Consider the following 24,777-nt stretch of genomic DNA (forward strand, 5'->3'; position numbering starts at 1 on the left):
GACCGGGGCCGGGACCGGCAGGTACCTACTGTCCCGGCCATGACCGGACCCGGCTCTCCACCCCTGGGTGGAGAGCCGCCCGAGGGCGGATCCACCCACCATCCACCCGGGCTCCGATCCCGTGACCTGGCGATTTCCGTAGTGTCGAAGGCGTCGGCGGCACCCGCGGCCGGCCTCTCCCTTCCCGCTCACGGAGGCTGTGATGTCCGGGCTCGTCGACGCGTTGGTGATCGTGGTCGTTGCCGTCTTGGTGATCACCCGGCAGTTCCGGGCGAGCCGGATCGACGGCGAGCGCCGCTGGTGGCTCCTGCCCGTGATCCTGGCCGTCGTCGCGCTGCGCGAGCCAGGCATACTCGATCCCCGTCACCACACGGCATCAGTGCTGCTGCTCGCCGCGGAGCTGCTGGTCGGTCTGGCCACCGGGGCCGGCTGGGCCTGGACCACCCGGATATGGGCGGAGCCCGACGGCACCGTGTGGAGCAAGAGCAGCGCGGTGAGCCTCCTCGTCTGGGCCGTCGGTATCGGTCTGCGCGCCGGTCTCTTCGCGCTCGGCGCCGCGACGGGCGTCCACCAGGACAGCTCCGCACTGCTGCTGGGGCTTGCCGTCACCCTGCTTGTCAGGGCCGGAATCCTGGCCTGGCGCGGTCAGTTGCTGCGCCCGGCCGGGAGCGCGAGTACGGCGTACGGTGACACCACGATGCGGCCTGCGGCGAGGGAGCGCGTGTGAAGGAGAACGCCTGGACCCGCTGGCCCTCCCGGGAGGCCCTCAGTCACGCGGGGCTCTCACGCGCCCGGTGCCTGCTGGCCTGGACGGTGAGGGCCCTGGTGCTGAGCCTGCTGCTGTGGGGTGCTTTCACCGACAGCAGGGTGGGAGGCTGGAATGCGGCCGCCGGAGCCGGGGGAGTGCTGCTCGCCGCGCTGCTCGCCTGGTTGTTCTTCCGGTCGACGCTCCAACACCGGCTGTGGCCGTCGCTGGCGGCCCTCGCGCTGCTTCAAGGTGTCGCCCTCACGGCACAGTTGTCGGGATTCGAGGTGGCCGCCCCGGTCCTGTGGTGCGGCTGCGCCGTCTCGGCACTGGAGCGGCTGCCCCCGGCAGTGGCTCTCGCCGCCGCGGGCGTGGCACTCGGTTCGTTCGGGGCCGTCAGCAACGAGGACGTACTGACGTCCGTGGCCACCGGCATCGGTCTGGCCCTGGCGGGTTACACGCTGCGCCTCGACGCCGAAGCCCGTGGCAGCGCCCAGCGGCTGCTCGCACAGGAGCGGGCGGCGCGCGTGGCCGAGGCGGAGACGGCGGCGCTCGCGGAGCGGGCCCGCATAGCACGGGAGATCCACGACGTTCTGGCGCACAGCCTCTCGGCCCAGCTCGTGCACCTGGAGGCGGCCCGGCTTCTGATCGAGCGCGAAGCGGAGCGGGAGCAGGTTCTGGAACGAGTGGTCGCGGCACGGCAGATGGCGCGGAGCGGACTTGCCGAGACACGGCAGGCGCTCTCCGCCCTGCGGGGCGAACTGACCCCGCTGGAGGACTTCCTGAACCACCTGGTGGGTACGGCCGACGGTGCCGAGATCACCATCACGGGTGAACGCAGGGTGTTGCCGGCCGAGGCTTCGCAGACCGTGCGCAGAGCCGCCCAGGAGGCCCTGACGAATGCCCGTAAGCATGCCCCCGGCGCCAAAGTACGCCTGTGCCTCGACTACCGCCCGCATGAAGTGACCCTGGACGTGCGCGACTCGGGCGGTCCGCCGGGCGATCTGACGGGCACGGGAGCCGGGTACGGTCTGCTGGGCATGCGGGAGCGGGCCGAGTTGCTGGGCGGTTCGCTCGAAGCGGGGCCGGGCGTGGAAGGGTTCGTGGTGACGTTGAAGGTGCCGGTATGACGGAGGAGTCCGAGCGGAAGCCCGCTCGGGTGGTGGTCGCGGACGACCAGACCGTGGTGCGGGAGGGCATCGTGATGCTGCTCGGCCTGCTGCCAGGTATCGAGGTGGTCGGTGCCGCGGGAGACGGGGACGAGGCGGTGCGAGTGGTCGCCGAAGTCGCCCCGGACGTGGTGCTGATGGACCTGCGCATGCCCCGCTGCGACGGAGTGGAGGCGACCCGGAGGATCCGTGCAGAGCATCCCGGGACCCAGGTCGTGGTGCTCACGACGTATGCCGACGACGAGTCGTTGTTCCCGGCGCTGGCGGCTGGAGCGCGCGGTTACCTCACGAAGGACGCGGGTGGGGACGAGATCGTGCGGGCCGTGCACAGCGTGCTGTCGGGAGAAGCGGGGCTCGCGCCGAGCATCCAGAGGCGGCTGCTCGAGCGACTGACGGAGGGTGAGACGAGACCGGCGGCGCCCCCGGAGGTGCCGGACGGGCTCACCGCGCGGGAGACGGAGGTGCTGCTGCTCATCGCCGACGGGCTCAGCAACAAGGAGATCGCCCGCAGACTGCACGTCTCCACCGCGACCGTGAAGACCCACATCAACAACCTCTTCACCAAGACAGGACTCAAGGACCGTGCACAGGCGGTGCGTTACGCCTATGGAAAGGGTCTGGTGCGGCCGCCGGCGGGTTGAGTCACCTGATGGGGTGAAGAGCGGCGGGAAGAAGAGTCGGGGATGGTCCCGTTCTGTCCATCCTTGGGCATGCAGCAGAGCAAGGGCCGTCCCCGCACAGCCGGGGCCGGTCAGGAGAGTACGGCCGAGCGACTCGGCGGTCATGCCCAGGAGCCGACCGAGGACGCCGGACACCTGAGGTACGACGATCCCTGGTACGACGCACTCGCCTCCGGCTGGGGGGAGTCGGCCGGTGCCGGGGAGCCAGCACCGGCGGTTATTCCGGCGGCGCGCCGGGAGGCCGAGAGCGGGGGCGCGGCGGCCGATGCGTATGTCGAGGTGCAGAGGAGCGTGGCCTTTCAGGAGGTGCGGCGGAGGTACCGGCGGTTCGTGGTACCGGCCTTCGTGGCCTTCTTCGCCTGGTACGTGGTTTACGTCGTGACCGCCACGACCGCGCCGGGGCTGATGGCGCGTCCCGTGGCGGGAGCGGTGAACGTGGGGATGGCGGCGGGGCTCGGGCAGTTCGCGACCACGTTCCTGCTCACCTGGGCGTACGCGCGGCACGCGCGGTTGCGCAGGGACCGGGCGGCGCTCGAACTGCGCTGGGACACACAGGAGCTGGCGCGCGGCGTGAACGGCGGTGCCTCATGACCGGCGAACACCAGGCGCTGGCGCTGCTGCTGTTCAGCGCGTTCGTCGCGGTCACACTGGGGATCACGACCTGGGTGAGCAGCAACCGACGCGGATCGGCGGAGGAGTTCTACGCGGGCGGACGGCTCTTCTCGCCCATGGAGAATGGTTTTGCCATCGCGGGCGACTACATGTCGGCCGCGTCCTTCCTCGGAGTCACCGGGCTCATCGCGCTGTTCGGTTACGACGGACTGCTGTATGTCGTCGGTTTTCTCGTGGCCTGGCTGGTGGTGCTGTTCCTGGTGGCCGAACTGGTGCGCAACTGCGGCCGGTTCACGATGGCGGACGTCGTGGCGGCGCGGATGCGGGAGCGGCCGGTACGGATCGCGGCGGGGACCTCATCGGTCACCGTGTCCGTGCTGTACCTGGTGGCGCAGATGGTCGGCGCGGGCAGCCTGGTGGCGCTGCTGCTCGGAGGCACGAGCGAGGCGGCGCGGGACTGGACCGTGATCGGTGTCGGCGCGCTCATGGTGGTCTACGTGTCGCTGGGCGGGATGCGGGCGACGACATGGATCCAGATCGTCAAGGCGTTCCTGCTGCTCAGCGGCACCGTCGTGCTGACGGCGCTCGTGCTGGTGCGCTTCCACGGCGATCTGGACCGGCTCCTGCTCACGGCGGCCGAGCGCAGTGGTCACGGGGAGGCCTTCCTGGCGCCCGGGCTGAAGTACGGCGGGGACTGGACGGCCCGCTTCGACTTCATCAGCCTGGGACTGGCCCTGGTGCTGGGCACGGCCGGGCTGCCGCACATCCTGTCCCGCTTCTACACCGTGCCCACCGCCCGCGCCGCACGTCGCTCGGTCGTCTGGGCCGTCGGACTCATCGGCGGTTTCTACCTCATGACGATCGTGCTCGGATTCGGCGCGGCCGCCATCCTCGGCCCGGAGGCGGTACGCGGGTCGAACGCGGCCGGGAACACGGCGGTTCCGCTGCTGGCGCTCGATCTGGGCGGCGGTGCCGGTTCCACCGGGGGCACGGTTCTCTTCGCGATCGTCGCCGCCGTCGCCTTCGCCACCATCCTCGCCGTGGTCGCCGGGATCACGCTCGCCTCCTCGGCTTCCGTCGCCCACGACCTGTACGCGTCCCTGCGGCGCCGGGGCGGCAAGCCTCGCAGCGAGGTGGCCGTGGCCCGCGTCGCGGCCGTCGGGGTCGGAGTGGTGGCGATCGCCCTCGGTCTGCTGGCGCGGGATCTCAACGTGGCGTTTTTGGTGGGCCTCGCCTTCGCCGTCGCCGCGTCGGCGAACCTGCCGGTGCTGCTGTACTCCTTGTTCTGGCGGAACTTCACCACCCGTGGCGCGGTGTGGGCCGTCTACGGCGGTCTGGTGCCGGCCGTGGTGCTCGTGGTGCTCTCCCCGGTGGTCTCGGGAAGCCCGGAGTCGCTGTTCCCGGGCGTCGACCTCCAGTACTTTCCGCTGCAGAACCCGGGCATCGTCTCGATCCCGCTGGGCTTCCTCGCCGGCTGGCTGGGCACGGTCACCTCGGCGGAGGTCCCGGACGAGGCCAGGCACGCGGAGACCGAGGTGCGGTCGCTCACCGGGGCGGGGGCGGCGTAGGGCTCCCGTCTCCTAGCCGCGGGTCGCCCACACGTAGCGGTGTTCCGGGCGGCCCGCGTCGCCGTACTTGAGGGTCAGCCTGGCCCGGCCCGTGCGCTCCAGCAGCTTCAGGTAGCGCTGGGCGGTCTGGCGGCTCACCCCGGTCCGCTCGGCGATCTCCTGGGCGGACAGAGGCCCGTCGGCGTGCATCAGGGCCTGGCGGACGAGTTCCGCGGTGGTGGGGGAGTGGCCTTTGGGCAGGTCGGGTTCCGACGGTGTCGAGAGAGCCCCGAAAATGCGGTCCACCTCAGCCTGCTCCGCCTCCCCGCCGCCGTCGAGGGTGCGGCGCAGCTCCGCGTAGGCCTCCAGCTTGGCGCGCAGGCCGGCGAAGGCGAACGGCTTGACCAGGTACTGCAGCGCGCCCTGTCGCATGGCCGCCTGCACGGTCGACACGTCCCGGGCCGCCGTCACCATGATCACGTCGGCCTGGTGGCCGCGCCGCCGCATCTCCTGGACGACCGCGAGCCCCGTCTCGTCGGGGAGGTAGTGGTCCATGAGCACCAGGTCCAGCCGGGGCAGCGTCTCCAGCCGGCGCAGCGCCTCCGCGGCGCTGTGGGCCTCGCCGACGACATGGAAGCCCGGCACCTTCTCGACGTAGGCGGCGTTCACCCGCGCGACCCTGGTGTCGTCATCCACGACCAGGACCTCGATCATCACGACTCCTTCTTGGCGGTCTGCGGCGCTGACAACGCTGCCGGCGCCGGCTCCTGGCCGGGGCCGGCCAGCGCCTCGGGCAGGACGACGGTGAACTCCGCGCCCCCGCCGTGCGCCTCGCCGACGGTCGCGCTGCCCCCCTGCCGCTCGGCGAACCTGCGCACCAGGGAGAGCCCGATGCCCCGCTCACGGTGCGCCGGCGGCGTTTTCGTGGACCACCCCTCGGTGAAGATCAACTCCCGGTGTTCCGACGGGATGCCCGGCCCCGTGTCGCGCACCCTGAGGATCGCCGTACGCCCCTCGGCGCGCAGTTCGACCTCCACGCGCGCGTGCGGCTTGCCGGCGACCGCGTCGAGGGCATTGTCCACCAGGTTGCCGACGACGGTGACGAGCCCCCTGGAATCGATCAGCCGGTCGGGCAGCCGGGTCCGGTCCGACACCCACAGCGCGACACCGCGCTCGGCCGCGACGGTCGCCTTGCCGACCAGCAGGGCGGCGAGCAGCGGGTCCTCGATGCGTTCGGTGACCTGTTCGGCGGTGGCCCGGTGGTCACCGACGACCTCGCCCACGAACTCGACGGCGTCGTCGTACATCTCCAGCTCGAGCAGCCCCAGCAGCGTATGCATCCGGTTGGCGTGTTCGTGGTCCTGGGCGCGGAGTGCGTCGATCAGGCCGCGGGTGGAGTCGAGCTCGCGGCCCAGCTGCTCCAGCTCGGTACGGTCGCGCAGCGTGGCCACGGCGCCGCCGTCGTCGGTGGGCATGCGGTTGGCGACCAGCACCCGCTGACCGCGGACGGTGAGCAGGTCCGTACCGGTCACCCGCCCGGCCAGCACGTCGGCCGTGCGGCCCGTGCCGAGCGCCTCGTCGGGGGAACGGCCCACTGCCGTGTCCCCGATACTCAGCAGGCGCTGCGCCTCGTCGTTGAGGAGGCGGATGCGGCCGGTGCGGTCCAGGGCGACGACGCCCTCCCGGATGCCGTGCAGCATCGCCTCGCGTTCCGACAGCAGCGCAGCGATGTCCGAGAAGGCCAGGTCCCTGGTCTGCCGGTGGACCCGCCGGGAGATGACCCACGCGGCCAGCGCGCCGACGGCCAGCGCGCCTCCGGCGTACGCGAACAGTCCCGGGATCGCGTGGATCAGCCGGGCCCGGACGTTGTCGTAGGCGATGCCCACCGAGACGGCGCCGACGACCTTGCCGTCGCTGTCGCGCAGGGGCACCTTGCCGCGGGCGGAGCGGCCGAGGGTGCCGCTGTCGATCTCCATGATCTCCTTGCCGGCCAGTGCCCGGCCGGGATCGGTGGAGACGATGCCGCCGATCTGCTTCCGGTCGGGGTGCGACCAGCGCACGCCCCGCCAGTCCATCACCACGATGTACTCGGCCTGGGTGGCCTTCCGGATCCGCTCGGCCTCCCGCTGCACCGGACCGTCCGGGGAGGGCGGGGTGTCCCTCAGGTCCCGCACGAGTTCGGGCTGCTGCGCGGTCGTCTGCGCGATCGCGAGCGCCCGGCGCATCGCCTGGTCGTCCAGCTGGTCACCGAGAGGGGCGAGGAACAGCCCGGTCGCGAGGACCGCGACTCCCGCGGCGATGGCCACCTGCATCAGCAGCACCTGCGAGAACACCCGCCGGGGCAGGCCGAGACGCAGGCGGCGTGCGGGGGGAGTGGGGCTCATACCCAAGAAGGTACGTGGGCGTGCCCACCTGCCGTAACGGGTGTGGCGTGGATCTCTTGATCAATGCTTGAGAGGGCGCCCGGCGGCCCGGTCAGCTCGCGAGGGCCGTGGTCACCCTGACCTCGCGGACCGCCACCACGTCCATGCGCGCGGGCGACCCCAGGACCGAGGCCCCGCAGCTCTCCGGACGGGACGGCAGGCCCGCTGACTGGGCCACGTCGACCTGCCAGCGGCGTCCGTCGCTGTGGGCGACGGTCACCTCCCAGCGCGGGGCCGCGCCGGCCGTCCGTACGACGCTCAGTGCCTCCGCGGCGTCTTCGCCGGTCCTGGTGCGTACGGCGAGCTCGGCGGCCTGACCGGGCCGTTCCCAGGCCGAGCTCCCGCGGCACCCCTCCAGGACGATCCGCCCCTCCCGTGCGCCGTGCAGGACTTCCTTGAGGGTGTGGGCCTCGGCCCGGCCGTACGCGTATCCGTACGGCAGTACCAGCACCGTCGGGGAGAAGCGGTGACCACCCAGATGGGTGACCTCCCAGACGCCGCCGACCCCGGAGGTGGCGAGTTCGGCCGCGAGGGGCCGGCCGAGGAGGGCGCAGCAGCGGTCCCGTTTGCCGTTGGTGCAGACGAGGGCGAGCGGATCACCGTCGTGGGGCCGGCCGCCGAGCACCGTGTCGAAGGTGCGGTGGTCGCCGCGGCCGAGCGCGGCGAAGTCGAGGTCGAGCAGCCGCCCGGCGTCCGAGGTCGTGGCGGCGCGCAGCCACACGTTGCCCGGGACGGTGTGGGCCACGTACACCCGGCGCATGGCGGGCATCCGGCGGTCCGCGTGGCGCCCGGGGCGGCGGATGAGCACGATCCGCACACCCGTGTCCTTCGCGGCGGCCTCCAGGGCACGCCCCAGGGCGGGGTCCAGGTGGCTCGAGGTGAGCGCCTTGGCACCCCAGGGGCCGGGCTGTTCCAGCAACAGCCAGGTCCTCGCGATGGCCGCGGTTCCCGAGACGGGCTCGTCGAAGTCCCGGGAGACGCTTGAGCACGTACTCACAGAGGTGAGCCTAACCTGAGTTGGTTCAACGCGGTCTCCGGGCCCCGCTCGTGCTACTCCGGAAGGGCCTGAGGGGGCTTCGGGCCCGCGTAGAGCCCGCTCGGGCGCATGCGCATCGGGCGTTCGCCGTACTCCTCCAGGGCATGGGCGATCCAGCCCGCCGTACGGGCCACGGCGAAGATCGTCTCGCCCGCGGTCGAGGGCATGCCGCAGGAGGTGGTGAGCACCGCGAGGGCCAGGTCGACGTTGGCGTGCAGCGGGGCGTGGCGGGCGGTGGTCTCGACGATGTCGCGGGCCGCGAGGAGGGCCGGCTCCGCGCGGGGGATCCGCTCCAGCAGGGCGAACAGGGCACGCGCGCGTGGGTCCTCGCCCGGGTAGAGCCGGTGGCCGAGCCCTGGGACACGGCGGCCGGCCCGCAGCTCGTCCGCGATCACGGGCGCGGCGTCACCCTGGTCGAGCACATCGCGGAGCAGCCGGTGGGCGTGCCCGCTGGCGGCGCCGTGCAGCGGGCCCTCGATCACGCCGAGCCCGGCGGAGACCGCCGCGTAGGCGTGCGCCCGGGCCGACGCGGCGACGCGCACCGCGAGCGTGGAGGCGGCCAGGTCGTGGTCGACGAGGAGGGCGAGGGCGGTGTCCAGGGCGCGCAGCGACGCCTCGTCGGGGTCCCGGCCGGTCAGCCGGGTCCACAGGCGGTGTGCCAGGGGGCCTTCGTCGCGACGGTCGCGCCCGGCCGGAGGCAGGGCGGCGACGAGGGTCGGGATGAGGGTGCGGGCCGTGCCGAGCACGGCGTCCTCGGACAGGTCGAAGCGCAGTGGGTCGGCGGTCGCGGCGGCGATGGTCGCGACCCGCAACAGGTCGGTCGGCGCAGCGTGTCCTGGCAGCGCTTCGACGGCTCTGCGGGCGACGGCGACGGACCCGGCGGGCGCGGTGAACGTGCTGCCCGGGCGCAGCCGGCCGGTCCACAGCCACTCGGCGACCTCCTCGTAGGTGTGCCGTGCGGCCAGGTCGGCCGCGTCGACACCGCGGAAGTAGTAGTGGTCGCTCTCGATGAGCGTGAGGCGTGTCCGGACGGACAGCTCGCCCCCGGAACCGGAACCGGAACCGGAACCGGAACCCCCTGCGCCGTCCCGCCTGTTGCGCCGGGCGAGCGCCTCGACCTCCGCGGCGTCGAACGTGCTGCCCCGTCCGCCGGTCACCCGCCGGCTGCTGAGCTGACCGCGGCTCACGTACGCGTACACGGTCTCGGGCTTCACGCCGAGCAGCTCCGCGGCCTGTTTGGTGCTCAACCGCCGTTCCGCGTCGAGAGGAGCGGGTTCTTGATCGCGCATGGGGGTCACCGTATCCGCCTGGCGGAGCATTGACTGATGTATTGATTCAATCAATATTGACAGGCCTTAAGTCAACCATGGACAGTCGAATCAAGTCCAGGGAGGCAGACATGTCCGTCAACAGTTCCGCAGCCGCACTCGTCGACGCACCACGGGGACTCGCCGGTGTCGTCGTCACCGACACCCGGATCGGTGACGTCCGTGGTCTCGAGGGCTTCTACCACTACCGCCAGTACTCCGCCGTCGACCTCGCGCGGACCCGCGCCTTCGAGGACGTCTGGCACCTGCTCGTGCACGGCGAGCTCCCGGACGCCGGGCGGAGCGCCGCCTTCACCGCCGAGACCGCCGCGCTGCGGAAGTTGCCCGGCGAGGTGCGAGCGGCGCTGCCGGCCGTCGCGGCGGCCGGAGGCCGCTCCGGACCGCTCGCCGGGATGCGTACGGCGCTCTCGCTGCTGGGCGCGGCGAAGGGCTTCCGTCCCGTGTACGACATCGATGCCGAGCAGCGCCGGCAGGACGCCCTCGAGGCGACCGCGGCCGTGCCCACACTGCTCACCGCGCTGTACCGGCTGGGGAAAGGGCTCGAGCCGGTCGAGCCGCGCGAGGACCTGTCGTACGCGGCGAACTACCTCTACATGCTGACCGGTTCGGTACCGTCCGAGCGGCACGCACGGGCGGTCGAGCAGTACCTGATCTCAACCATTGATCACGGATTCAATGCGTCAACCTTCGCGGCTCGGGTCATCGCATCGACGGGTGCGGACGTGGCGGCGTGCCTGGCCGGTGCCGTGGCGGCGCTGTCGGGGCCGCTCCACGGAGGCGCGCCCAGCCGTGCGCTCGACACGCTGGACGCGATCGGCACCCCGGACCGTATCGACTCCTGGGTGCGTCAGCGGGTGCTCGCCGGTGAGCGCATCATGGGCTTCGGGCACGCGATCTACCGCACCGAGGACCCGCGGTCCCGGATGCTGCGCGAGGTCGCCCAGGGGTTCGGCGGTCCGCGGGTCGACTTCGCCGTCGAGGTCGAGCGGCACGTCGAGGCGATCCTGGCGGAGCTGAAGCCGGGCCGTGAGCTCCACACCAACGTCGAGTACTACGCGGGCCTCGTCATGGAACTCTGCGGCCTGCCCCGCGAGATGTTCACGCCGACGTTCGCCGCCGCCCGTGTGGTGGGCTGGAGCGCCAACATCCTGGAGCAGGCGGAGGACACGAAGATCATCAGGCCGGTGGCACGCTACGTCGGACCGGAGGCACCGGCGCCCGTCCCGCGCCCCTGAGCCTTGCGTCGGCCGGCGTGATCCTCCCGGCTCGTATCCTGAGCGGCATCCCGTTTTCGTACGTGTGCCGAGGCCGCGAGCCGGTGCACGCTCCGGTATGAGAGAGGTCGCACGGTGAGTCAGCCGAGCCCGGAACCGCAGCAGATCCCGGTCGTCGTCCTGGCCGGATTCCTCGGCTCGGGGAAGACGACCCTGCTCAATCACCTGCTCCACCGCAGCGGCGGCAGCCGTATCGGCGCCATCGTCAACGACTTCGGGGCCATCGAGATCGACGCGATGGCCGTGGCCGGGGCACTCGGCGACTCCACGGTCTCGCTCGGCAACGGATGCCTGTGCTGTGCCGTCGACGCGAGTGAGCTGGACGAGTACCTGGAGCGGCTCGCGGAGCCCTCCCTCGGCATCGACGTCATCGTCATCGAGGCGAGCGGGCTGGCCGAGCCGCAGGAGCTGGTGCGGATGGTGCTGGCCAGCGAGCACCCGGGGATCGTCTACGGCGGGCTCGTCGAGGTCGTGGACGCCGCCGAGTTCGACGACACCCGGTCCCGGCACCCCGAGATCGACCGGCATCTCGCCCTGGCCGACCTCGCCGTGGTCAACAAGATCGACCGGGCGGCGGACGGCGACCGGGTACTCGGGCTGGTCCGGTCCCTCGTCGATCGCGCCGCCGTCGTCCCGGCCACCTACGGCCGGATCGACCCCGAGTTCCTCTTCGACTGCCGGCCGAGCGAGGAACGCATCGGGCAGCTGTCCTTCGACGACCTGCACGACCACGACCGGGACGGCCATGAGGACCACACCCGGCACCTGCACACCGCCTACGACAGCCTGTCGTTCGTCTCCCGGGAGCCCCTCGACCCACGCCGGCTGATGGAGTTCCTCGACAGCCGGCCCGAGGGGCTGTACCGGATCAAGGGTTACGTCGGCTTCGGACCGTACGACGTCCAGAACCGGTACGCCGTCCATGCCGTCGGGCGGTTCCTGCGCTTCTACCCGGAGCCCTGGCCGGCCGGCGCGGAACGCCTCACCCAGCTGGTCCTCATCGGCTCCGGGATCGACGCGCCCGCACTCGACAAGGAACTCGACGCGTGCCGGAGCGACGCCCCGCACGCCGACGAGCACGGCATGTGGGGCGTCCTGCGGTACGTACGCGATCCCGAGGAGGACCGCGCGGAGCCGGCCTAGACCGGCCCCGCCACCACCGCCACCGTCTTCGCCAGGGACACCCCCGAGCCGTCGCGGCGCGGGTCCATCTCCGGAAGTTCGGCCGGCGTGCCGTTCTTCTGCGCGGCGAGCGCCGGGGCGGGGCCCGCCCACGCCAGGGACAGGCAGTCCTCGCCCTTCAGGAACCGCTGGCAGCGGACACCGCCGGTGGCGCGGCCCTTGCGCGGGTACTGGTCGAACGGGGTCAGCTTGGCCGTGGTCTGGACGGAGTCGTCCAGGGTGCCGCGCGACCCCGCGACGGTGAAGACGACGGCATCCGCGGCCGGGTCCACCGCCGTGAAGGAGATGACCTTGACGCCCTCGGCGAGCTTGATGCCCGCCACCCCGCCCGCCGGACGGCCCTGCGGACGCACCACCGAGGCCTGGTAGCGCAGCAACTGGGCGTCGTCGGTGATGAAGACCAGGTCCTCGTCCCCCGTGCGCAGCTCGACCGCGCCGACGATCCGGTCGCCCTCCTTGAGGGTGATCACCTCCAGCTCCTCCTTGTTGGCCGGGTAGTCCGGCACCACGCGCTTGACCACGCCCTGTTCCGTGCCGATCGCCAGACCCGGCGACGACTCGTCGAGGGTGGTCAGGCAGACCACCGTCTCGTCGTCCTCCAGGGAGACGAACTCCGCCAGCGGGGCGCCCCCCGCGAGGTTCGGCGTCGGCATCGACTCCGGGAGCTGCGGCAGGTCGATCACGTCCAGCCGCAGCAGCCGGCCCGTCGAGGTGACCGCGCCGACCTCGCCCCGGGCGGTGGCCGGCACCGCCGAGACGATCACGTCGTGCTTGACGCGCTTGGCGCCGGCGTCCTCCGCGAACGGTTCGCCGTTCGCCGTGCGGGCCAGCAGACCCGTCGAGGAGAGCAGCACCCGGCACGGGTCGTCGGCCACCTGGAGCGGCACGGTGGCGACGGGGGCGCCGCCCGACTCCAGCAGGTCCGTACGCCGGTCGGTGCCGAACTTCTTGGCGACGGCGGCCAGTTCCGAGGAGACCAGCTTGCGCAGTTCCGCGTCCGACTCGAGGATCCGGGTCAGCTCCTCGATCTCCGCGGTGAGCCGGTCCTTCTCCGTCTCCAGCTCGATGCGGTCGTACTTGGTGAGACGGCGCAGCGGCGTGTCGAGGATGTACTGCGTCTGGACGTCGCTCAGCGAGAACTGCTCCATCAGGCGCTGCTTCGCCTGCGCGGAGTTCTCACTGGAGCGGATGAGACGGATGACCTCGTCGATGTCCAGCAGGGCCGTCAGCAGACCCTCGACCAGGTGCAGCCGGTCGCGCTTCTTGCCGCGGCGGAACTCCGAACGCCGCCGCACGACGGTGAAGCGGTGGTCGAGATAGACCTCCAGCAGCTCCTTCAGGCCCAGCGTGAGCGGCTGGCCGTCGACCAGCGCCACGTTGTTGATGCCGAAGGACTCCTCCATCGCCGTCAGCTTGTACAGCTGCTCCAGGACCGCCTCCGGCACGAAGCCGTTCTTGATCTCGATGACCAGGCGCAGGCCGTGCGCCCGGTCGGTGAGGTCCTTGACGTCGGCGATGCCCTGGATCTTCTTCGAACCGACCAGGTCCTTGATCTTGGCGATCACCTTCTCCGGGCCGACCGCGAAGGGCAGCTCGGTGACCACGAGGCCCTTGCGCCGGGCCGTCACGGGCTCCACGGACACCGTGGCGCGCATCTTGAATGTGCCACGGCCCGTCTCGTATGCGTCCCGGATGCCGGACAGGCCGACGATGCGGCCGCCGGTGGGCAGATCGGGGCCCGGGACGTGCTTCATCAGGGCGTCGAGATCCGCGTTCGGGTGCCTGATCAGGTGACGGGCGGCGGCGATGACCTCGCGCAGGTTGTGCGGCGGCATGTTCGTGGCCATACCGACCGCGATGCCCGAGGCGCCGTTGACCAGGAGGTTCGGGAAGGCGGCGGGCAGCGCCACCGGTTCCTGCTCCTGACCGTCGTAGTTCGGGTTGAAGTCGACGGTGTCCTCGTCGATCGAGTCCGTCATCAGGCTCGTCGCCTCGGCCATGCGGCACTCGGTGTACCGCATGGCGGCCGGTGGGTCGTCGTTGCCCAGCGAGCCGAAGTTGCCGTGCCCGTCCACCAGCGGGACGCGCATCGAGAAGGGCTGGGCCATGCGCACCAGGGCGTCGTAGATCGACGCGTCGCCGTGCGGGTGCAGCTTGCCCATGACCTCGCCGACGACACGGGCGCACTTGACGTACCCCCGCTCGGGGCGCAGGCCCATCTCGCTCATCTGGTAGACGATGCGGCGGTGCACGGGCTTGAGACCGTCGCGGGCGTCCGGCAGGGCGCGGGAGTAGATGACCGAGTACGCGTACTCGAGGAAGGAGCCCTGCATCTCGTCGACGACGTCGATGTCGAGGATCCGCTCCTCGTACGAGTCGTCGGGCGGCGGGGTCTTCGTGCTGCGGCGGGCCATCGCTGCCGGCTCCTTGCCTCTGCGATCCGGATCTGACGCCGACCATTGTGGACCGCCGCACTGACAACCGGGACCAGGACCCGGTCTCTGACGCCCGTCGCGCCGTCCGGCCGGGCACGGCGGGTCACGCCGTCTCGCTCTGCGCGTACGCCCCCCCGGGAACTTCACCGGCGCTTCGCGCGCTTGCATACAGTGGCAGGACCGGCAGAAATCCGCGGTTGTGAAGACCGCTCCGCGATCGAAGGGACGTACATGCCCATGGGTCACACGGCCACAGCCCAGGCAGGCTCCGGGGGCCTGACAGCGACCGAGCACCGCCTGGCCAACGGCCTGCGCGTGGTGCTCTCCGAGGACCACCTGACCCCGGTCGCGGCGGTGTGCCTCTGGTACGACGTCGGTTCGCGCCACGAAGTCAAGGGGCGTACCGGCCTGGCTCACCTTTTCGAGCACTTGATGTTCCAGGGTTCCGCCCAGGTGAAGGGCAACGGCCATTTCGAGCTCGTCCAGGGCGCGGGCGGTTCGCTGAACGGCACCACCAGCTTCGAGCGGACCAACTACTTCGAGACCATGCCCGCCCACCAGCTGGAGCTCGCCCTCTGGCTGGAGGCCGACCGCATGGGCTCCCTGCTGACCGCCCTCGACGACGAGTCGATGGAGAACCAGCGCGACGTCGTCAAGAACGAGCGCCGTCAGCGCTACGACAACGTGCCGTACGGCACCGCTTTCGAGAAGCTGACCGCCCTCGCCTACCCGGAGGGCCACCCGTACCACCACACCCCGATCGGCTCGATGGCCGACCTGGACGCGGCGACCCTGGAGGACGCGCGCGCGTTCTTCCGCACCTACTACGCGCCGAACAACGCCGTGCTCTCCGTGGTCGGCGACATCGACCCGGAGCAGACCCTGGCCTGGATCGAGAAGTACTTCGGTTCCATCCCGGGCCACGACGGCAAGCACCCGCCCCGGGACGGCTCGCTGCCGGAGACCATCGGCGAGCAGCTGCGCGAGGTCGTCGAGGAGGAGGTCCCGGCGCGCGCCCTGATGGCCGCCTACCGGCTGCCGCACGACGGCACGCGCGCGTGCGACGCGGCCGACCTGGCCCTCACGGTCCTCGGCGGCGGCGAGTCCTCCCGCCTGTACAACCGTCTCGTGCGGCGGGACCGTACGGCGGTGGCGGCCGGCTTCGGCCTGCTGCGGCTCGCCGGGGCGCCCTCCCTCGGGTGGCTGGACGTGAAGACGTCCGGTGACGTCGAGGTGCCGGTGATCGAGACCGCCATCGACGAGGAGCTCGCCCGGTTCGCCGAGGAGGGCCCGACGGCCGAGGAGATGGAGCGGGCCCAGGCCCAGTTGGAGCGCGAGTGGCTGGACCGGCTCGGCACCGTCGCCGGCCGCGCCGACGAACTGTGCCGGTACGCCGTGCTGTTCGGCGACCCGCAGCTCGCCCTGACCGCCGTGCAGCGCGTGCTGGAGGTGACGGCCGAGGAGGTCCAGGAGGTGGCCAAGGCCCGCCTGCGGCCCGACAACCGCGCGGTGCTCGTCTACGAGCCCGTCGCCGACGAGGCCGGCGACGCGGAGGCCGCCGAGGACGCCGGCACCACCGAGGACACCGCAGCCGCGGCCACCAACGAGAACGAGGAGGCGGCCAAGTGACCGAGCTCGCCACGATGGACTTCCACCCCCAGCCGCGGGAGGGCGAGGCCCGGCCGTGGGCCTTCCCCGCCCCCGAGCGCGGCACGCTCGCCAACGGCCTGACGGTGCTGCGCTGCCACCGCCCCGGCCAGCAGGTCGTCGCCGTGGAGGTGCTGCTGGACGCGCCCCTGGACGCGGAACCGGCCGGCCTCGACGGTGTGGCCACGATCATGGCGCGGGCCTTCTCCGAGGGCACCGACAAGCACTCCGCCGAGGAGTTCGCCGCCGAGCTGGAGCGCGCCGGTGCCACCCTCGACGCGCACGCCGACCACCCCGGTGTCCGGCTCAGCCTGGAGGTGCCGGCCTCCCGGCTCGCCAAGGGACTCGCCCTGGTCGCCGACGCCCTCAGGGCGCCCGCGTTCGCGGACAGCGAGGTCGAGCGGCTGGTCCGCAACCGCCTCGACGAGATCCCGCACGAGCTGGCCAACCCCTCCCGCCGCGCCGCCAAGGAGCTCTCCAAGGAGCTGTTCCCGGCCGGTTCGCGCATGTCGCGGCCCCGGCAGGGCACCGAGGAGACGGTCGCCGCGATCGACTCCGCGGCGGTCCGCGCCTTCTACGAGAAGCACGTCCGCCCCGCCACGGCCACCGCCGTGGTCGTCGGTGACCTCACCGGCATCGACCTCGACGCCCTGCTCGGCGACACGCTGGGCTCCTGGACCGGCTCCTCGGCGGAGCCGCGCCCGGTGCCGCCGGTGACCGCCGACGACACGGGCCGGGTCGTCATCGTGGACCGTCCGGGCGCCGTCCAGACCCAGCTGCTGATCGGCCGGATCGGCTCGGACCGGCACGACCGCGTGTGGCCCGCCCAGGTGCTCGGCACGTACTGCCTCGGCGGCACCCTCACCTCCCGTCTGGACCGTGTCCTGCGCGAGGAGAAGGGCTACACCTACGGCGTGCGGGCGTTCGCCCAGGTCCTCAGGTCCGCCCCGGACGGGACGGGTGCGGCGATGCTCGCCATCAGCGGCTCCGTGGACACGCCCAACACCGGGCCCGCCCTGGAGGACCTCTGGACGGTGCTGCGCACCCTCGCCGCCGAGGGGCTGACCGACGCCGAGCGGGACGTCGCCGTGCAGAACCTGGTCGGCGTGGCGCCGCTGAAGTACGAGACGGCGGCGGCCGTCGCGAGCACGCTGGCGGACCAGGTCGAGCAGCACCTGCCCGACGACTACCAGGCCGCGCTGTACCGGCAGCTCGCCGCGACCGGCACCGTGGAGGCCACCGCGGCGGCCGTCAGCGCATTCCCGGTGGACCGTCTGGTGACCGTCCTCGTGGGTGACGCGGCGCAGATCAAGGGCCCTGTGGAGGCCCTCGGCATCGGCGAAGTGACCGTCGTGGCCGCCGAGTAACGGCACCGCGCGCAGGGGCCCTGGTTGTCTTCAAAGGCACCAGGGCCCCTTTATGCCCGAATTGGTACGGGAGTTGCCCGTCTGCCCTGTGGGATGCGCTACAAAATCTTAGATCCGTTTGGGAATTGAAAGTGGTGCCGCTTAGCGTCGTCCGGGCTGTTCGTCAGGCAGTGCGCCGCACCCGCGGCACCGGACAGTCATCGCCGAGTCCCCGTACGGCGCGAGCCAGGGGAGCCGGGGACCCACCGCAGTCCCTGGGGTGAATCGGACGCCCGCGCGCACCGCGAGGGGGTCCGTAGGAGACCTTCCTGCTCCGAACCCGTCAGCTAACCCGGTAGGCGAGAGGGAAGGAAAGGATCAGCCACTTCATGGCGTTCACGCGCGCCACCGGGAAGCACCGGCGTCCCAGCAGGATCCAGCGCGGCACGGCCCGCGCGGCGGGAGTCGCGGCCCTCGCCACCACCGGCGTCATCGGCACCGTGGCCGCTCCGGCCTTCGCCGCCGAGCCCGCCGCCGAGCAGACCGGCCTCACCCCGGTCGTCACCCTCGGCGACACCGTGGCCCAGCAGATCGACGCCCAGGCCGCCGCCCAGAAGCAGGCCGCCGAAGAGGCCGCCGCCAAGAAGAAGGCCGAGGAGGCCGCGCGCGAGCGGGCCGCCGAAGCCGCCAAGAAGGCCAAGGAGGCGGCCGAGAAGGCCCGCGAGGCCAAGGAGCGCGCCGCCCGTGAGGCCGAGCGCAAGCGCCTCAACTCCTTCGTGCCCCCGATCTCCGGCTCGTACGTCTCCACCGGCTACAAGGCCAGCAGCGGCCTGTGGTCCTCCGGCAGCCACACCGGCATCGACTTCCACGCCGCCACCGGCACCTCCGTCCACGCCGTCGGCATGGGTGAGGTCGTCGAGGCCGGCTGGGGCGGCTCCTACGGCAACAACATCGTGATCAAGATGAACGACGGCACGTACACCCAGTACGGCCATCTGTCGTCCATCGGTGTCTCGGTCGGCCAGAAGGTCACCCCCGGCCAGCAGATCGGCCTGTCCGGCGCGACCGGCAACGTCACCGGCCCGCACCTGCACTTCGAGGCCCGGACGAGCCCCGAGTACGGCTCCGACATCGACCCCCTCGCCTACCTCCGCTCGCACGGCGTGAACGTCTAGGCGGCACACCGCTCCGCTTCCCGAAGCCCCGGCTCGCCGAGCCGGGGCTTTCGGCGTTTGTGACGTCCGCCTGTCCAAAAAATATCCATGGATTCCGGATAGCCGTCGGAAATTCCCGCTGATTGCAATAGAGTCACGGAACACACGTCACTCGTCGACGTTTCACGGGGATTAAGCGGAGGTCGGTCATGCGTATTCCCGCGCAGTCTGTGTGCACGGCCATCCGGGACGACATCGTCGCGGGTGTCCACGAGCGCGGCAGCCGGCTGACCGAGGAACTCCTCGCGCGCCGCTACGGCGTCTCGCGCGTGCCCGTCCGGGAGGCCCTGCGCACTTTGGAGGCCGAGGGCTTCGTGGTGACCCGACGGCACGCGGGGGCCTGTGTCGCCGAACCCAGCGAGCAGGAGGCCGCCGACCTGCTGGAGATGCGTACGCTGCTGGAGCCGCTCGGCGCCGCCCGTGCCGCCCAGCGCCGCACCGAGGCGCATCTGAAAGTCCTGCGCGGGCTGGTCCGGCTGGGCCAGGAGCGCGCCCGCCGGGGCAACAGCGACGACCTGCGCTCGCTGGGCGGCTGGTTCCACGAGACGCTCGCGCAGGCTTCCGGCAGCCCCGCCCTGACCTCGACGCTCACCCAGCTCCGCCACAAGATCGCCTGGATGTACGCGGTGGAGGCACCGGCCGGCCCCGTGGAGTCCTGGACCGAGCACGGCGCGATCGTCGACGCGGTGGCGCGCGGGGACAGCGAGCGCGCGCGGGCGGTCACGGCGCTGCACACCGAGCGTGCGACGGCCGCGCACCGCCTGCGATTCGGCTCCGCCGGGGAGCGTGCCGAGCGTGTGAGGAACTCGCAACATCCCGTAAACACGGCGAGCCCGCGGCATTAACACGGAAGCCGTATACAAAGAACGGGCATTTCTCGGGGGATTATTTGTGCTGCCCCAGGCAGGGAATTCGATAAAGGCGAAGGGCCCGCCCGATGAAATCGGACGGACCCTTCGGGGTGCGCCGGATCAGGCGCGAAAAATACTCAGACGGTCTCGGGCAGTTCCTCGAGACCCTCGGAGACCAGCTTCGCGAGCCGGTCCAGGGCGGCGTCGGCGCCCTCGGCGTCGGAGGCGAGGACGATCTCCTCGCCGCCCTGGGCACCGAGGCCGAGGACGGCCAGCATGGAGGCCGCGTTGACGGGGTTCCCGTCTGCCTTGGCGATCGTCACCGGGACGCCTGCGGCCGTGGCGGCTCGGACGAAGATGGAAGCGGGGCGGGCGTGGAGGCCCTCGGCCCAGCCGACGTTGACGCGGCGCTCAGCCATGTGTTGCTGCCCTTCGGTTTTCAGGGTTGTCTAGACCAGTTTCCCATATCGTGAAGCTGTGCCGGAGCGGCCCTGGGACCGCCCCGGGGTGCCGTCGGGTCGCGGCCTCGACCCGACTGACGCCCTCCACAGACTGCCTCGCGTCCACTGTCGGACGCTAGCCGTACTCTGGGGCCCATGCAGACCTCGCCGGACCGGCACGAGTATCCCGCCCACTGGGAAGCCGACGTGGTGCTGCGCGACGGTGGCACCGCGCGCATCCGGCCCATCACCGTCGATGACGCCGAGCGTCTGGTCAGCTTCTACGAGCAGGTCTCCGACGAGTCGAAGTACTACCGCTTCTTCGCGCCGTACCCTCGCCTGTCCGCCAAGGACGTCCACCGCTTCACGCACCACGACTTTGTGGACCGGGTGGGACTCGCGGCCACGGTCGGCGGCGAGTTCATCGCCACCGTACGCTACGACCGGATCGGTGCCGACGGAACACCCGCGTCCGCGCCGGCCGACGAGGCCGAGGTCGCCTTCCTGGTCCAGGACGCCCACCAGGGGCGCGGCGTCGCCTCCGCCCTCCTCGAACACATCGGCGCCGTCGCCCGGGAGCGCGGCATCCGCCGCTTCGCCGCCGAGGTGCTGCCCGCCAACACCAAGATGATCAAGGTGTTCACGGACGCCGGGTACACCCAGAAACGCAGCTTCGAGGACGGCGTCGTGCGGCTGGAGTTCGACCTCGAACCCACCGACCGCTCCCTCGCCGTGCAGTACGCGCGCGAACACCGCGCCGAGGCGCGCTCCGTGCAGCGGCTGCTCGCGCCCGGCTCGGTCGCCGTCATCGGCGCCGGGCGCACCCCGGGCGGCGTGGGCCGCAGCGTCCTCGACAACATCCGCGACGCCGGGTACCGCGGCCGCCTCCACGCCGTGAACAAGGCCCTGCCGGAAGGGCAGAAGGAGCTGGACGGAGTGCCCGCGTACCGCTCGGTGCGCGACATCGACGGCCCTGTCGACCTCGCGGTCGTCGCCGTACCGGCCGAGCACGTCCACGAGGTCGTGACCGAGTGCGGCGAACACGGCGTGCAGGGGCTCGTCGTGGTCTCCGCCGGGTACGCCGACAGCGGCACCGAGGGGCGCGAACGCCAGCGCGCCCTCGTGCGGCACGCGCGCACCTACGGCATGCGGATCATCGGGCCGAACGCCTTCGGCGTCATCAACACCTCCCCGCGGGTCCGGCTCAACGCCTCCCTCGCCCCCGAGACACCCCGCCCGGGCCGGATCGGCCTGTTCGCCCAGTCCGGCGCGATCGGCATCGCGCTGCTGTCCCGGCTGCACCGGCGCGGCGGCGGGGTCACGGGCGTGACCGGCGTCTCCACCTTCGTCTCCTCCGGCAACCGTGCCGACGTCTCCGGCAACGACCTCCTCCAGTACTGGTACGAGGACCCCGACACCGACGTCGTCCTCATGTACCTGGAGTCCATCGGCAACCCCCGCAAGTTCGCCCGGCTCGCCCGCCGGACGGCCGCGGCGAAACCGCTGGTCGTGGTCCAGGGCGCCCGGCACGGAGCCGCTCCCCAGGGGCACGCCGTGCGGACGACCCGGCTGCCGCACGCGATCGTCTCGGCGCTGCTGCGGCAGGCCGGCGTCATCCGGGTCGACACCATCACCGACCTGGTGGACGCGGGCCTGCTGCTCGCCCGCCAGCCCCTGCCCGACGGGCCCCGGGTGGCGATCCTCGGCAACTCCGAGTCGCTCGGCCTGCTCACGTACGACGCGTGCCTCGCCGAGGGGCTGCGGCCGCAGCCCCCGCTCGACCTGACCACGGCTGCCTCGGCGGCGGACTTCCACGCGGCCCTGTCACGGGCGCTGGCCGACGACTCCGCCGACGCCGTGGTCGTCACCGCCATACCGGCGGTGGGGGAGGGCTCGGTCGCGGACGCGGCCCTCGCCGAAGCACTGCGCTCGGCCGCGGCGGCGGCTCCGGCCAAGCCGGTCCTGGTCGTCCACGTGGAGCTCGGCGGCCTGGCCGAGGCCCTCTCGGCAGCGGCCAGCACGGCACCACAGACCGTGGCGGACAATCCGCCGCAGAACAGTCCCGACGCCCCCCGAGCCGCGTCCCACCCGGCGCCCGCCGAAGAACCCCCCGAGGGCACCCACCTCATCCCCGCCTACCCCGCCGCCGAACGCGCCGTCCGCGCCCTCGCCCAGGCCGTGACCTACGCGCAGTGGCGGCGCGACGCCGCGGACCCCGGCCGGGTGCCCGAGTACGAGGACATCGACGAGAAGGGCACCGCCACACTGATCGACGGGCTCCTCGCGCGCGGGAAGGGGTTCACACTCGGCACCGAAGAGACCTGCGACCTGCTCGGCCACTACGGCATCCACGTCCACCGAGCCCTGCCCGCCCCGACCCCCGACGCCGCCGCCGAGGCCGCGCGGGGCCTCGGCTACCCCGTGGCCCTCAAGGCCACCGCCCCGCACCTGCGCCACCGCGCCGACCTGGGAGGCGTACGCCTGGACCTGCTGGACGAGGACCAACTGCGCCGGGCCTACGCCGAGTTGACGGAGCAGTTCGGCGCGCCGGACGAACTGCGTCCGGTGGTGCAGCGGATGGCACCGCGCGGGGTGGACGTCGTCGTGCGGGCCGTGATCGACCCGGCGGCCGGAGCCGTGCTCTCCTTCGGGCTCGCCGGAGCCGCCTCCCAGCTGCTCGGGGACACGGCCCACCGGCTGATCCCGGTCACCGACAAGGAGGCGACCTCCCTGGTGCGGTCGATCCGCACGGCACCCCTGCTGTTCGGCTGGCGCGGCTCGGCACCGGCCGACACCCGCGCCCTGGAGGAACTGCTGCTGCGCGTGTCCCGGCTGGTCGACGACCATCCCGAGGTCGTCGCGGTCACCCTGGAGCCGGTCGTCGTCGCCTCGCACGGCCTGAGCGTCCTGGGCGCCTCCGTCCGCCTCGCACCACCGCCCGCCCGCGACGACCTCGGCCCGCGGACCCTCCCCGCGTACTGACAGGGGGCGAGCGGTCTCTCGCAGTCAGTGGTCCCCCGTAGGATGGGCGTCATGGCCAAGACCAGTACGACGACCCAGGGGCTGCGGGCGGCGATCGAGCGCAGCGGCTACTACCCGGCCCTCGTGGCCGAGGCGGTGGAGGCCGCCGTGGGCGGCGAGCCCATGCGGTCGTACCTGGTCCATCAGGAGACGACGTTCGACCAGAACGAGGTCCGGCGGCACGTGACGGTGCTCGTTCTCACGGACCACCGCTTCATCGTCAGCCACACCGACGAGCAGGCCGCCGACAGCACCTCCCCGACGCCCTACGCCACGACGTCGACGGAGTCCGTGAAGCTCGGCCGCATCTCGTCGATCGTGGTCAGCCGGGTGGTCGCCAACCCCGAGTCCTACAAGCCGGGCACCCTGCCCCGCGAGGTCGTCCTCACCATCGGCTGGGGCGCCGTCGCCCGGATCGACCTGGAGCCGGCCGCCTGCGGCGACCCCAACTGCGAGGCGGACCACGGCTACACCGGCAACTCGACGGCGGACGACCTCAGCCTGCGCGTCAGCGAGGCCGGGGACGGACCGGAGACCGTGCGCCAGGCCCTCGCCTTCGCGCAGTCCCTCTCCGAGGCGACCGCGGACACCACCCGCTGATGACACAGTCCACGGCCTGGGACCACCACCCCGAACCGCTCACCGTCTCCTCCGCGCCGGTCCCCGAGTACGGCAGCGGCTCCCTCGCCGACCTGTTGCCCACACTGGCCGCCGGCCTGGCCGTACCGGGCATGACCGCCGCGATCCCGGAGCTGACGCCCGCCGACCGGAACTGCGTGTTCCTGATCGACGGCCTCGGCTGGGAGCAGCTCAAGGCACACCCCCAGGACGCCCCCTTCATGACGTCCCTGCTCGCCACCTCGCGCGGCGGCACCGGGCGTCCGCTCACCGCCGGCTACCCCGCCACCACGGCGACCTCCCTCGCCTCCGTCGGCACCGGCCTGCCGCCCGGCGCGCACGGCCTGCCCGGCTACACGGTGCGCAACCCCGACACCGGCGAGCTCATGAACCAGCTGCGTTGGCAGCCCTGGGCCCCGCCCGGCCCGTGGCAGCCCTACCCGACGGTCTTCCAGCTGGCGCACGAGGCGGGCGTGCACGCCGCGCAGGTGTCCTCCCCGACCTTCCAGAACACCCCCCTGACCAAGGTCGCGCTCAGTGGCGGAACGTTCCTCGGGCGGCTGTCCGGCGAGGACCGCGTCGACCTGGCGGCCGAGCAACTCGCCGCGGGCGACCGCTCCCTCGTCTACACGTACTTCGCCGAGGTCGACGGCGCGGGCCACCGCTACGGCGTCGATTCCGACACCTGGCGCGGCCAGCTCATGTACGCCGACCGCCTCGTCCAGCGCCTGGCCGAGCAACTGCCGCCCCGCAGCGCGCTCTACGTCACGGCCGACCACGGCATGATCGACGTGCCCTTCGACGAGCAGCACCGCATCGACTTCGACGAGGACTGGGAGCTCAGCGCCGGAGTCGCCCTGCTCGGCGGCGAGGGCCGCGCCCGCCACGTGTACGCGGTGCCCGGTGCCGCGAACGACGTCCTGACCTGCTGGCGCGAGGTGCTCGGCGAGCAGTTCTGGGTGGCCTCCCGTGACGAGGCCATCGCGGCGGGCTGGTTCGGCCCGCGGATCGACGAGCGGGTCCACGGCCGGATCGGCGACGTGGTCGCCGCGGCCCGCGACGACGTCCTGCTCATCGCCTCCGAGCGGGAACCGAAGGAGTCGGCGATGGTCGGCAACCACGGTTCGATGACCCCTGCCGAACAGCTGGTCCCCCTGCTCGAAGTACGCTCCTGAGGCCCGCCCCACCCCGCACCGCGACCCCGCACCC

General features: G+C 72.1%; 20 protein-coding genes and 1 riboswitch. Of the genes, 14 read left to right on the forward strand and 6 right to left on the reverse strand.

The window, feature by feature from the left end; genetic code table 11:
- Nucleotides 1-202: 202 nt before the first annotated feature.
- The 5 genes from ABZ016_RS36345 (at nt 203) to ABZ016_RS36365 (ending at nt 4,774) form a co-directional block, all read left to right on the forward strand.
- Entirely contained in the window at nt 203-727 is a 525-nt protein-coding gene (locus ABZ016_RS36345) for a DUF1453 domain-containing protein (protein ID WP_356920995.1), read from the forward strand.
- Nucleotides 724-1,875, forward strand: coding sequence for a histidine kinase (locus ABZ016_RS36350; protein ID WP_356920996.1), 1,152 nt, complete (start codon nt 724-726; stop codon nt 1,873-1,875). The genes ABZ016_RS36345 and ABZ016_RS36350 overlap by 4 nt, the downstream gene beginning before the upstream one ends.
- A complete protein-coding gene (locus ABZ016_RS36355; RefSeq protein ID WP_356920997.1) occupies nt 1,872-2,555 on the forward strand; it encodes a response regulator transcription factor in 684 nt (227 codons plus the stop codon). Before ABZ016_RS36350 ends, ABZ016_RS36355 begins: the two co-directional genes overlap by 4 nt.
- Before the next feature lie 69 nt (nt 2,556-2,624).
- Entirely contained in the window at nt 2,625-3,185 is a 561-nt protein-coding gene (locus ABZ016_RS36360; RefSeq protein ID WP_356920998.1) for a DUF485 domain-containing protein, read from the forward strand.
- Nucleotides 3,182-4,774 (forward strand): cation acetate symporter, encoded by a 1,593-nt coding sequence (locus ABZ016_RS36365; RefSeq protein WP_356920999.1) that lies wholly within the window; start codon nt 3,182-3,184, stop codon nt 4,772-4,774. Before ABZ016_RS36360 ends, ABZ016_RS36365 begins: the two co-directional genes overlap by 4 nt.
- 12 nt (nt 4,775-4,786) lie before the next feature.
- Here the strand turns inward: ABZ016_RS36365 and ABZ016_RS36370 are convergent, their stop codons facing one another.
- From ABZ016_RS36370 to ABZ016_RS36385, 4 genes are all read right to left on the reverse strand, one after another.
- Nucleotides 4,787-5,467: a response regulator gene (locus ABZ016_RS36370; protein ID WP_356921000.1), complete on the reverse strand. Its 681-nt coding sequence runs from the start codon at nt 5,465-5,467 to the stop codon at nt 4,787-4,789.
- Nucleotides 5,467-7,137, reverse strand: coding sequence for a sensor histidine kinase (locus ABZ016_RS36375; RefSeq protein ID WP_356921001.1), 1,671 nt, complete (start codon nt 7,135-7,137; stop codon nt 5,467-5,469). The genes ABZ016_RS36370 and ABZ016_RS36375 overlap by 1 nt, the downstream gene beginning before the upstream one ends.
- Nucleotides 7,138-7,228: 91 nt before the next feature.
- Nucleotides 7,229-8,173, reverse strand: coding sequence for a sucrase ferredoxin (locus ABZ016_RS36380; RefSeq protein ID WP_356921002.1), 945 nt, complete (start codon nt 8,171-8,173; stop codon nt 7,229-7,231).
- A gap of 53 nt (nt 8,174-8,226) precedes the next feature.
- Complete coding sequence (locus ABZ016_RS36385) at nt 8,227-9,501, reverse strand: citrate synthase (protein WP_356921003.1); 1,275 nt, start codon at nt 9,499-9,501, stop codon at nt 8,227-8,229.
- Between the two features lie 110 nt (nt 9,502-9,611).
- Between ABZ016_RS36385 and ABZ016_RS36390 the strand changes: the two genes are divergently transcribed.
- Nucleotides 9,612-10,775, forward strand: a complete 1,164-nt coding sequence (locus ABZ016_RS36390; protein ID WP_356921004.1) for a citrate synthase/methylcitrate synthase — start codon at nt 9,612-9,614, stop codon at nt 10,773-10,775.
- 114 nt (nt 10,776-10,889) lie between these two features.
- A complete protein-coding gene (locus ABZ016_RS36395; RefSeq protein ID WP_356921005.1) occupies nt 10,890-11,957 on the forward strand; it encodes a GTP-binding protein in 1,068 nt (355 codons plus the stop codon).
- Here ABZ016_RS36395 and ABZ016_RS36400 read toward each other — a convergent pair.
- Nucleotides 11,954-14,410, reverse strand: coding sequence for a DNA topoisomerase IV subunit A (locus ABZ016_RS36400; RefSeq protein WP_356921006.1), 2,457 nt, complete (start codon nt 14,408-14,410; stop codon nt 11,954-11,956). The genes ABZ016_RS36395 and ABZ016_RS36400 overlap by 4 nt on opposite strands.
- A 252-nt stretch (nt 14,411-14,662) precedes the next feature.
- Here ABZ016_RS36400 and ABZ016_RS36405 point away from each other — a divergent pair, with 252 nt between their 5' ends.
- From ABZ016_RS36405 to ABZ016_RS36420, 4 genes are all read left to right on the forward strand, one after another.
- Entirely contained in the window at nt 14,663-16,060 is a 1,398-nt protein-coding gene (locus tag ABZ016_RS36405) for a pitrilysin family protein (RefSeq protein ID WP_356921007.1), read from the forward strand.
- Nucleotides 16,057-17,445 (forward strand): pitrilysin family protein, encoded by a 1,389-nt coding sequence (locus ABZ016_RS36410; protein WP_356921008.1) that lies wholly within the window; start codon nt 16,057-16,059, stop codon nt 17,443-17,445. The genes ABZ016_RS36405 and ABZ016_RS36410 overlap by 4 nt, the downstream gene beginning before the upstream one ends.
- Before the next feature lie 191 nt (nt 17,446-17,636).
- Nucleotides 17,637-17,801, forward strand: a riboswitch (cyclic di-AMP (ydaO/yuaA leader).
- 12 nt (nt 17,802-17,813) lie between these two features.
- Nucleotides 17,814-18,599 (forward strand): M23 family metallopeptidase, encoded by a 786-nt coding sequence (locus ABZ016_RS36415; protein ID WP_356921009.1) that lies wholly within the window; start codon nt 17,814-17,816, stop codon nt 18,597-18,599.
- A gap of 188 nt (nt 18,600-18,787) precedes the next feature.
- Nucleotides 18,788-19,483: a GntR family transcriptional regulator gene (locus tag ABZ016_RS36420; RefSeq protein ID WP_356921010.1), complete on the forward strand. Its 696-nt coding sequence runs from the start codon at nt 18,788-18,790 to the stop codon at nt 19,481-19,483.
- 143 nt (nt 19,484-19,626) lie between these two features.
- Here the strand turns inward: ABZ016_RS36420 and ABZ016_RS36425 are convergent, their stop codons facing one another.
- The gene (locus tag ABZ016_RS36425; RefSeq protein ID WP_003993478.1) at nt 19,627-19,908 is read right to left on the reverse strand and encodes an HPr family phosphocarrier protein; all 282 of its coding nucleotides are present in this window, start codon (nt 19,906-19,908) and stop codon (nt 19,627-19,629) included.
- Nucleotides 19,909-20,085: 177 nt separating this feature from the next.
- Here ABZ016_RS36425 and ABZ016_RS36430 point away from each other — a divergent pair, with 177 nt between their 5' ends.
- The 3 genes from ABZ016_RS36430 to ABZ016_RS36440 are packed head-to-tail and all read left to right on the forward strand — an operon-like array spanning nt 20,086 to nt 24,743.
- Entirely contained in the window at nt 20,086-22,911 is a 2,826-nt protein-coding gene (locus ABZ016_RS36430) for a GNAT family N-acetyltransferase (RefSeq protein ID WP_356921011.1), read from the forward strand.
- Between the two features lie 51 nt (nt 22,912-22,962).
- A complete protein-coding gene (locus tag ABZ016_RS36435; protein ID WP_356921012.1) occupies nt 22,963-23,550 on the forward strand; it encodes a DUF5998 family protein in 588 nt (195 codons plus the stop codon).
- The gene (locus ABZ016_RS36440; protein ID WP_356921013.1) at nt 23,550-24,743 is read left to right on the forward strand and encodes a nucleotide pyrophosphatase/phosphodiesterase family protein; all 1,194 of its coding nucleotides are present in this window, start codon (nt 23,550-23,552) and stop codon (nt 24,741-24,743) included. Before ABZ016_RS36435 ends, ABZ016_RS36440 begins: the two co-directional genes overlap by 1 nt.
- Nucleotides 24,744-24,777: the final 34 nt, after the last annotated feature.

The sequence above is a fragment of the Streptomyces sp. NPDC006372 genome, assembly GCF_040612515.1.
GTDB lineage: Bacteria > Actinomycetota > Actinomycetes > Streptomycetales > Streptomycetaceae > Streptomyces.

Coding starts and splice junctions, on each gene's coding strand:
- ABZ016_RS36345 (WP_356920995.1), top strand. CDS start 203: ATGTCCGGGCTCGTCGACGCGTTGGTGATCGTGGTCGTTGCCGTCTTG.
- ABZ016_RS36355 (WP_356920997.1), top strand. CDS start 1,872: ATGACGGAGGAGTCCGAGCGGAAGCCCGCTCGGGTGGTGGTCGCGGAC.
- ABZ016_RS36360 (WP_356920998.1), top strand. CDS start 2,625: ATGCAGCAGAGCAAGGGCCGTCCCCGCACAGCCGGGGCCGGTCAGGAG.
- ABZ016_RS36365 (WP_356920999.1), top strand. CDS start 3,182: ATGACCGGCGAACACCAGGCGCTGGCGCTGCTGCTGTTCAGCGCGTTC.
- ABZ016_RS36370 (WP_356921000.1), bottom strand. CDS start 5,467: ATGATCGAGGTCCTGGTCGTGGATGACGACACCAGGGTCGCGCGGGTG.
- ABZ016_RS36375 (WP_356921001.1), bottom strand. CDS start 7,137: ATGAGCCCCACTCCCCCCGCACGCCGCCTGCGTCTCGGCCTGCCCCGG.
- ABZ016_RS36385 (WP_356921003.1), bottom strand. CDS start 9,501: ATGCGCGATCAAGAACCCGCTCCTCTCGACGCGGAACGGCGGTTGAGC.
- ABZ016_RS36390 (WP_356921004.1), top strand. CDS start 9,612: ATGTCCGTCAACAGTTCCGCAGCCGCACTCGTCGACGCACCACGGGGA.
- ABZ016_RS36400 (WP_356921006.1), bottom strand. CDS start 14,410: ATGGCCCGCCGCAGCACGAAGACCCCGCCGCCCGACGACTCGTACGAG.
- ABZ016_RS36405 (WP_356921007.1), top strand. CDS start 14,663: ATGCCCATGGGTCACACGGCCACAGCCCAGGCAGGCTCCGGGGGCCTG.
- ABZ016_RS36415 (WP_356921009.1), top strand. CDS start 17,814: ATGGCGTTCACGCGCGCCACCGGGAAGCACCGGCGTCCCAGCAGGATC.
- ABZ016_RS36420 (WP_356921010.1), top strand. CDS start 18,788: ATGCGTATTCCCGCGCAGTCTGTGTGCACGGCCATCCGGGACGACATC.
- ABZ016_RS36425 (WP_003993478.1), bottom strand. CDS start 19,908: ATGGCTGAGCGCCGCGTCAACGTCGGCTGGGCCGAGGGCCTCCACGCC.
- ABZ016_RS36430 (WP_356921011.1), top strand. CDS start 20,086: ATGCAGACCTCGCCGGACCGGCACGAGTATCCCGCCCACTGGGAAGCC.
- ABZ016_RS36435 (WP_356921012.1), top strand. CDS start 22,963: ATGGCCAAGACCAGTACGACGACCCAGGGGCTGCGGGCGGCGATCGAG.
- ABZ016_RS36440 (WP_356921013.1), top strand. CDS start 23,550: ATGACACAGTCCACGGCCTGGGACCACCACCCCGAACCGCTCACCGTC.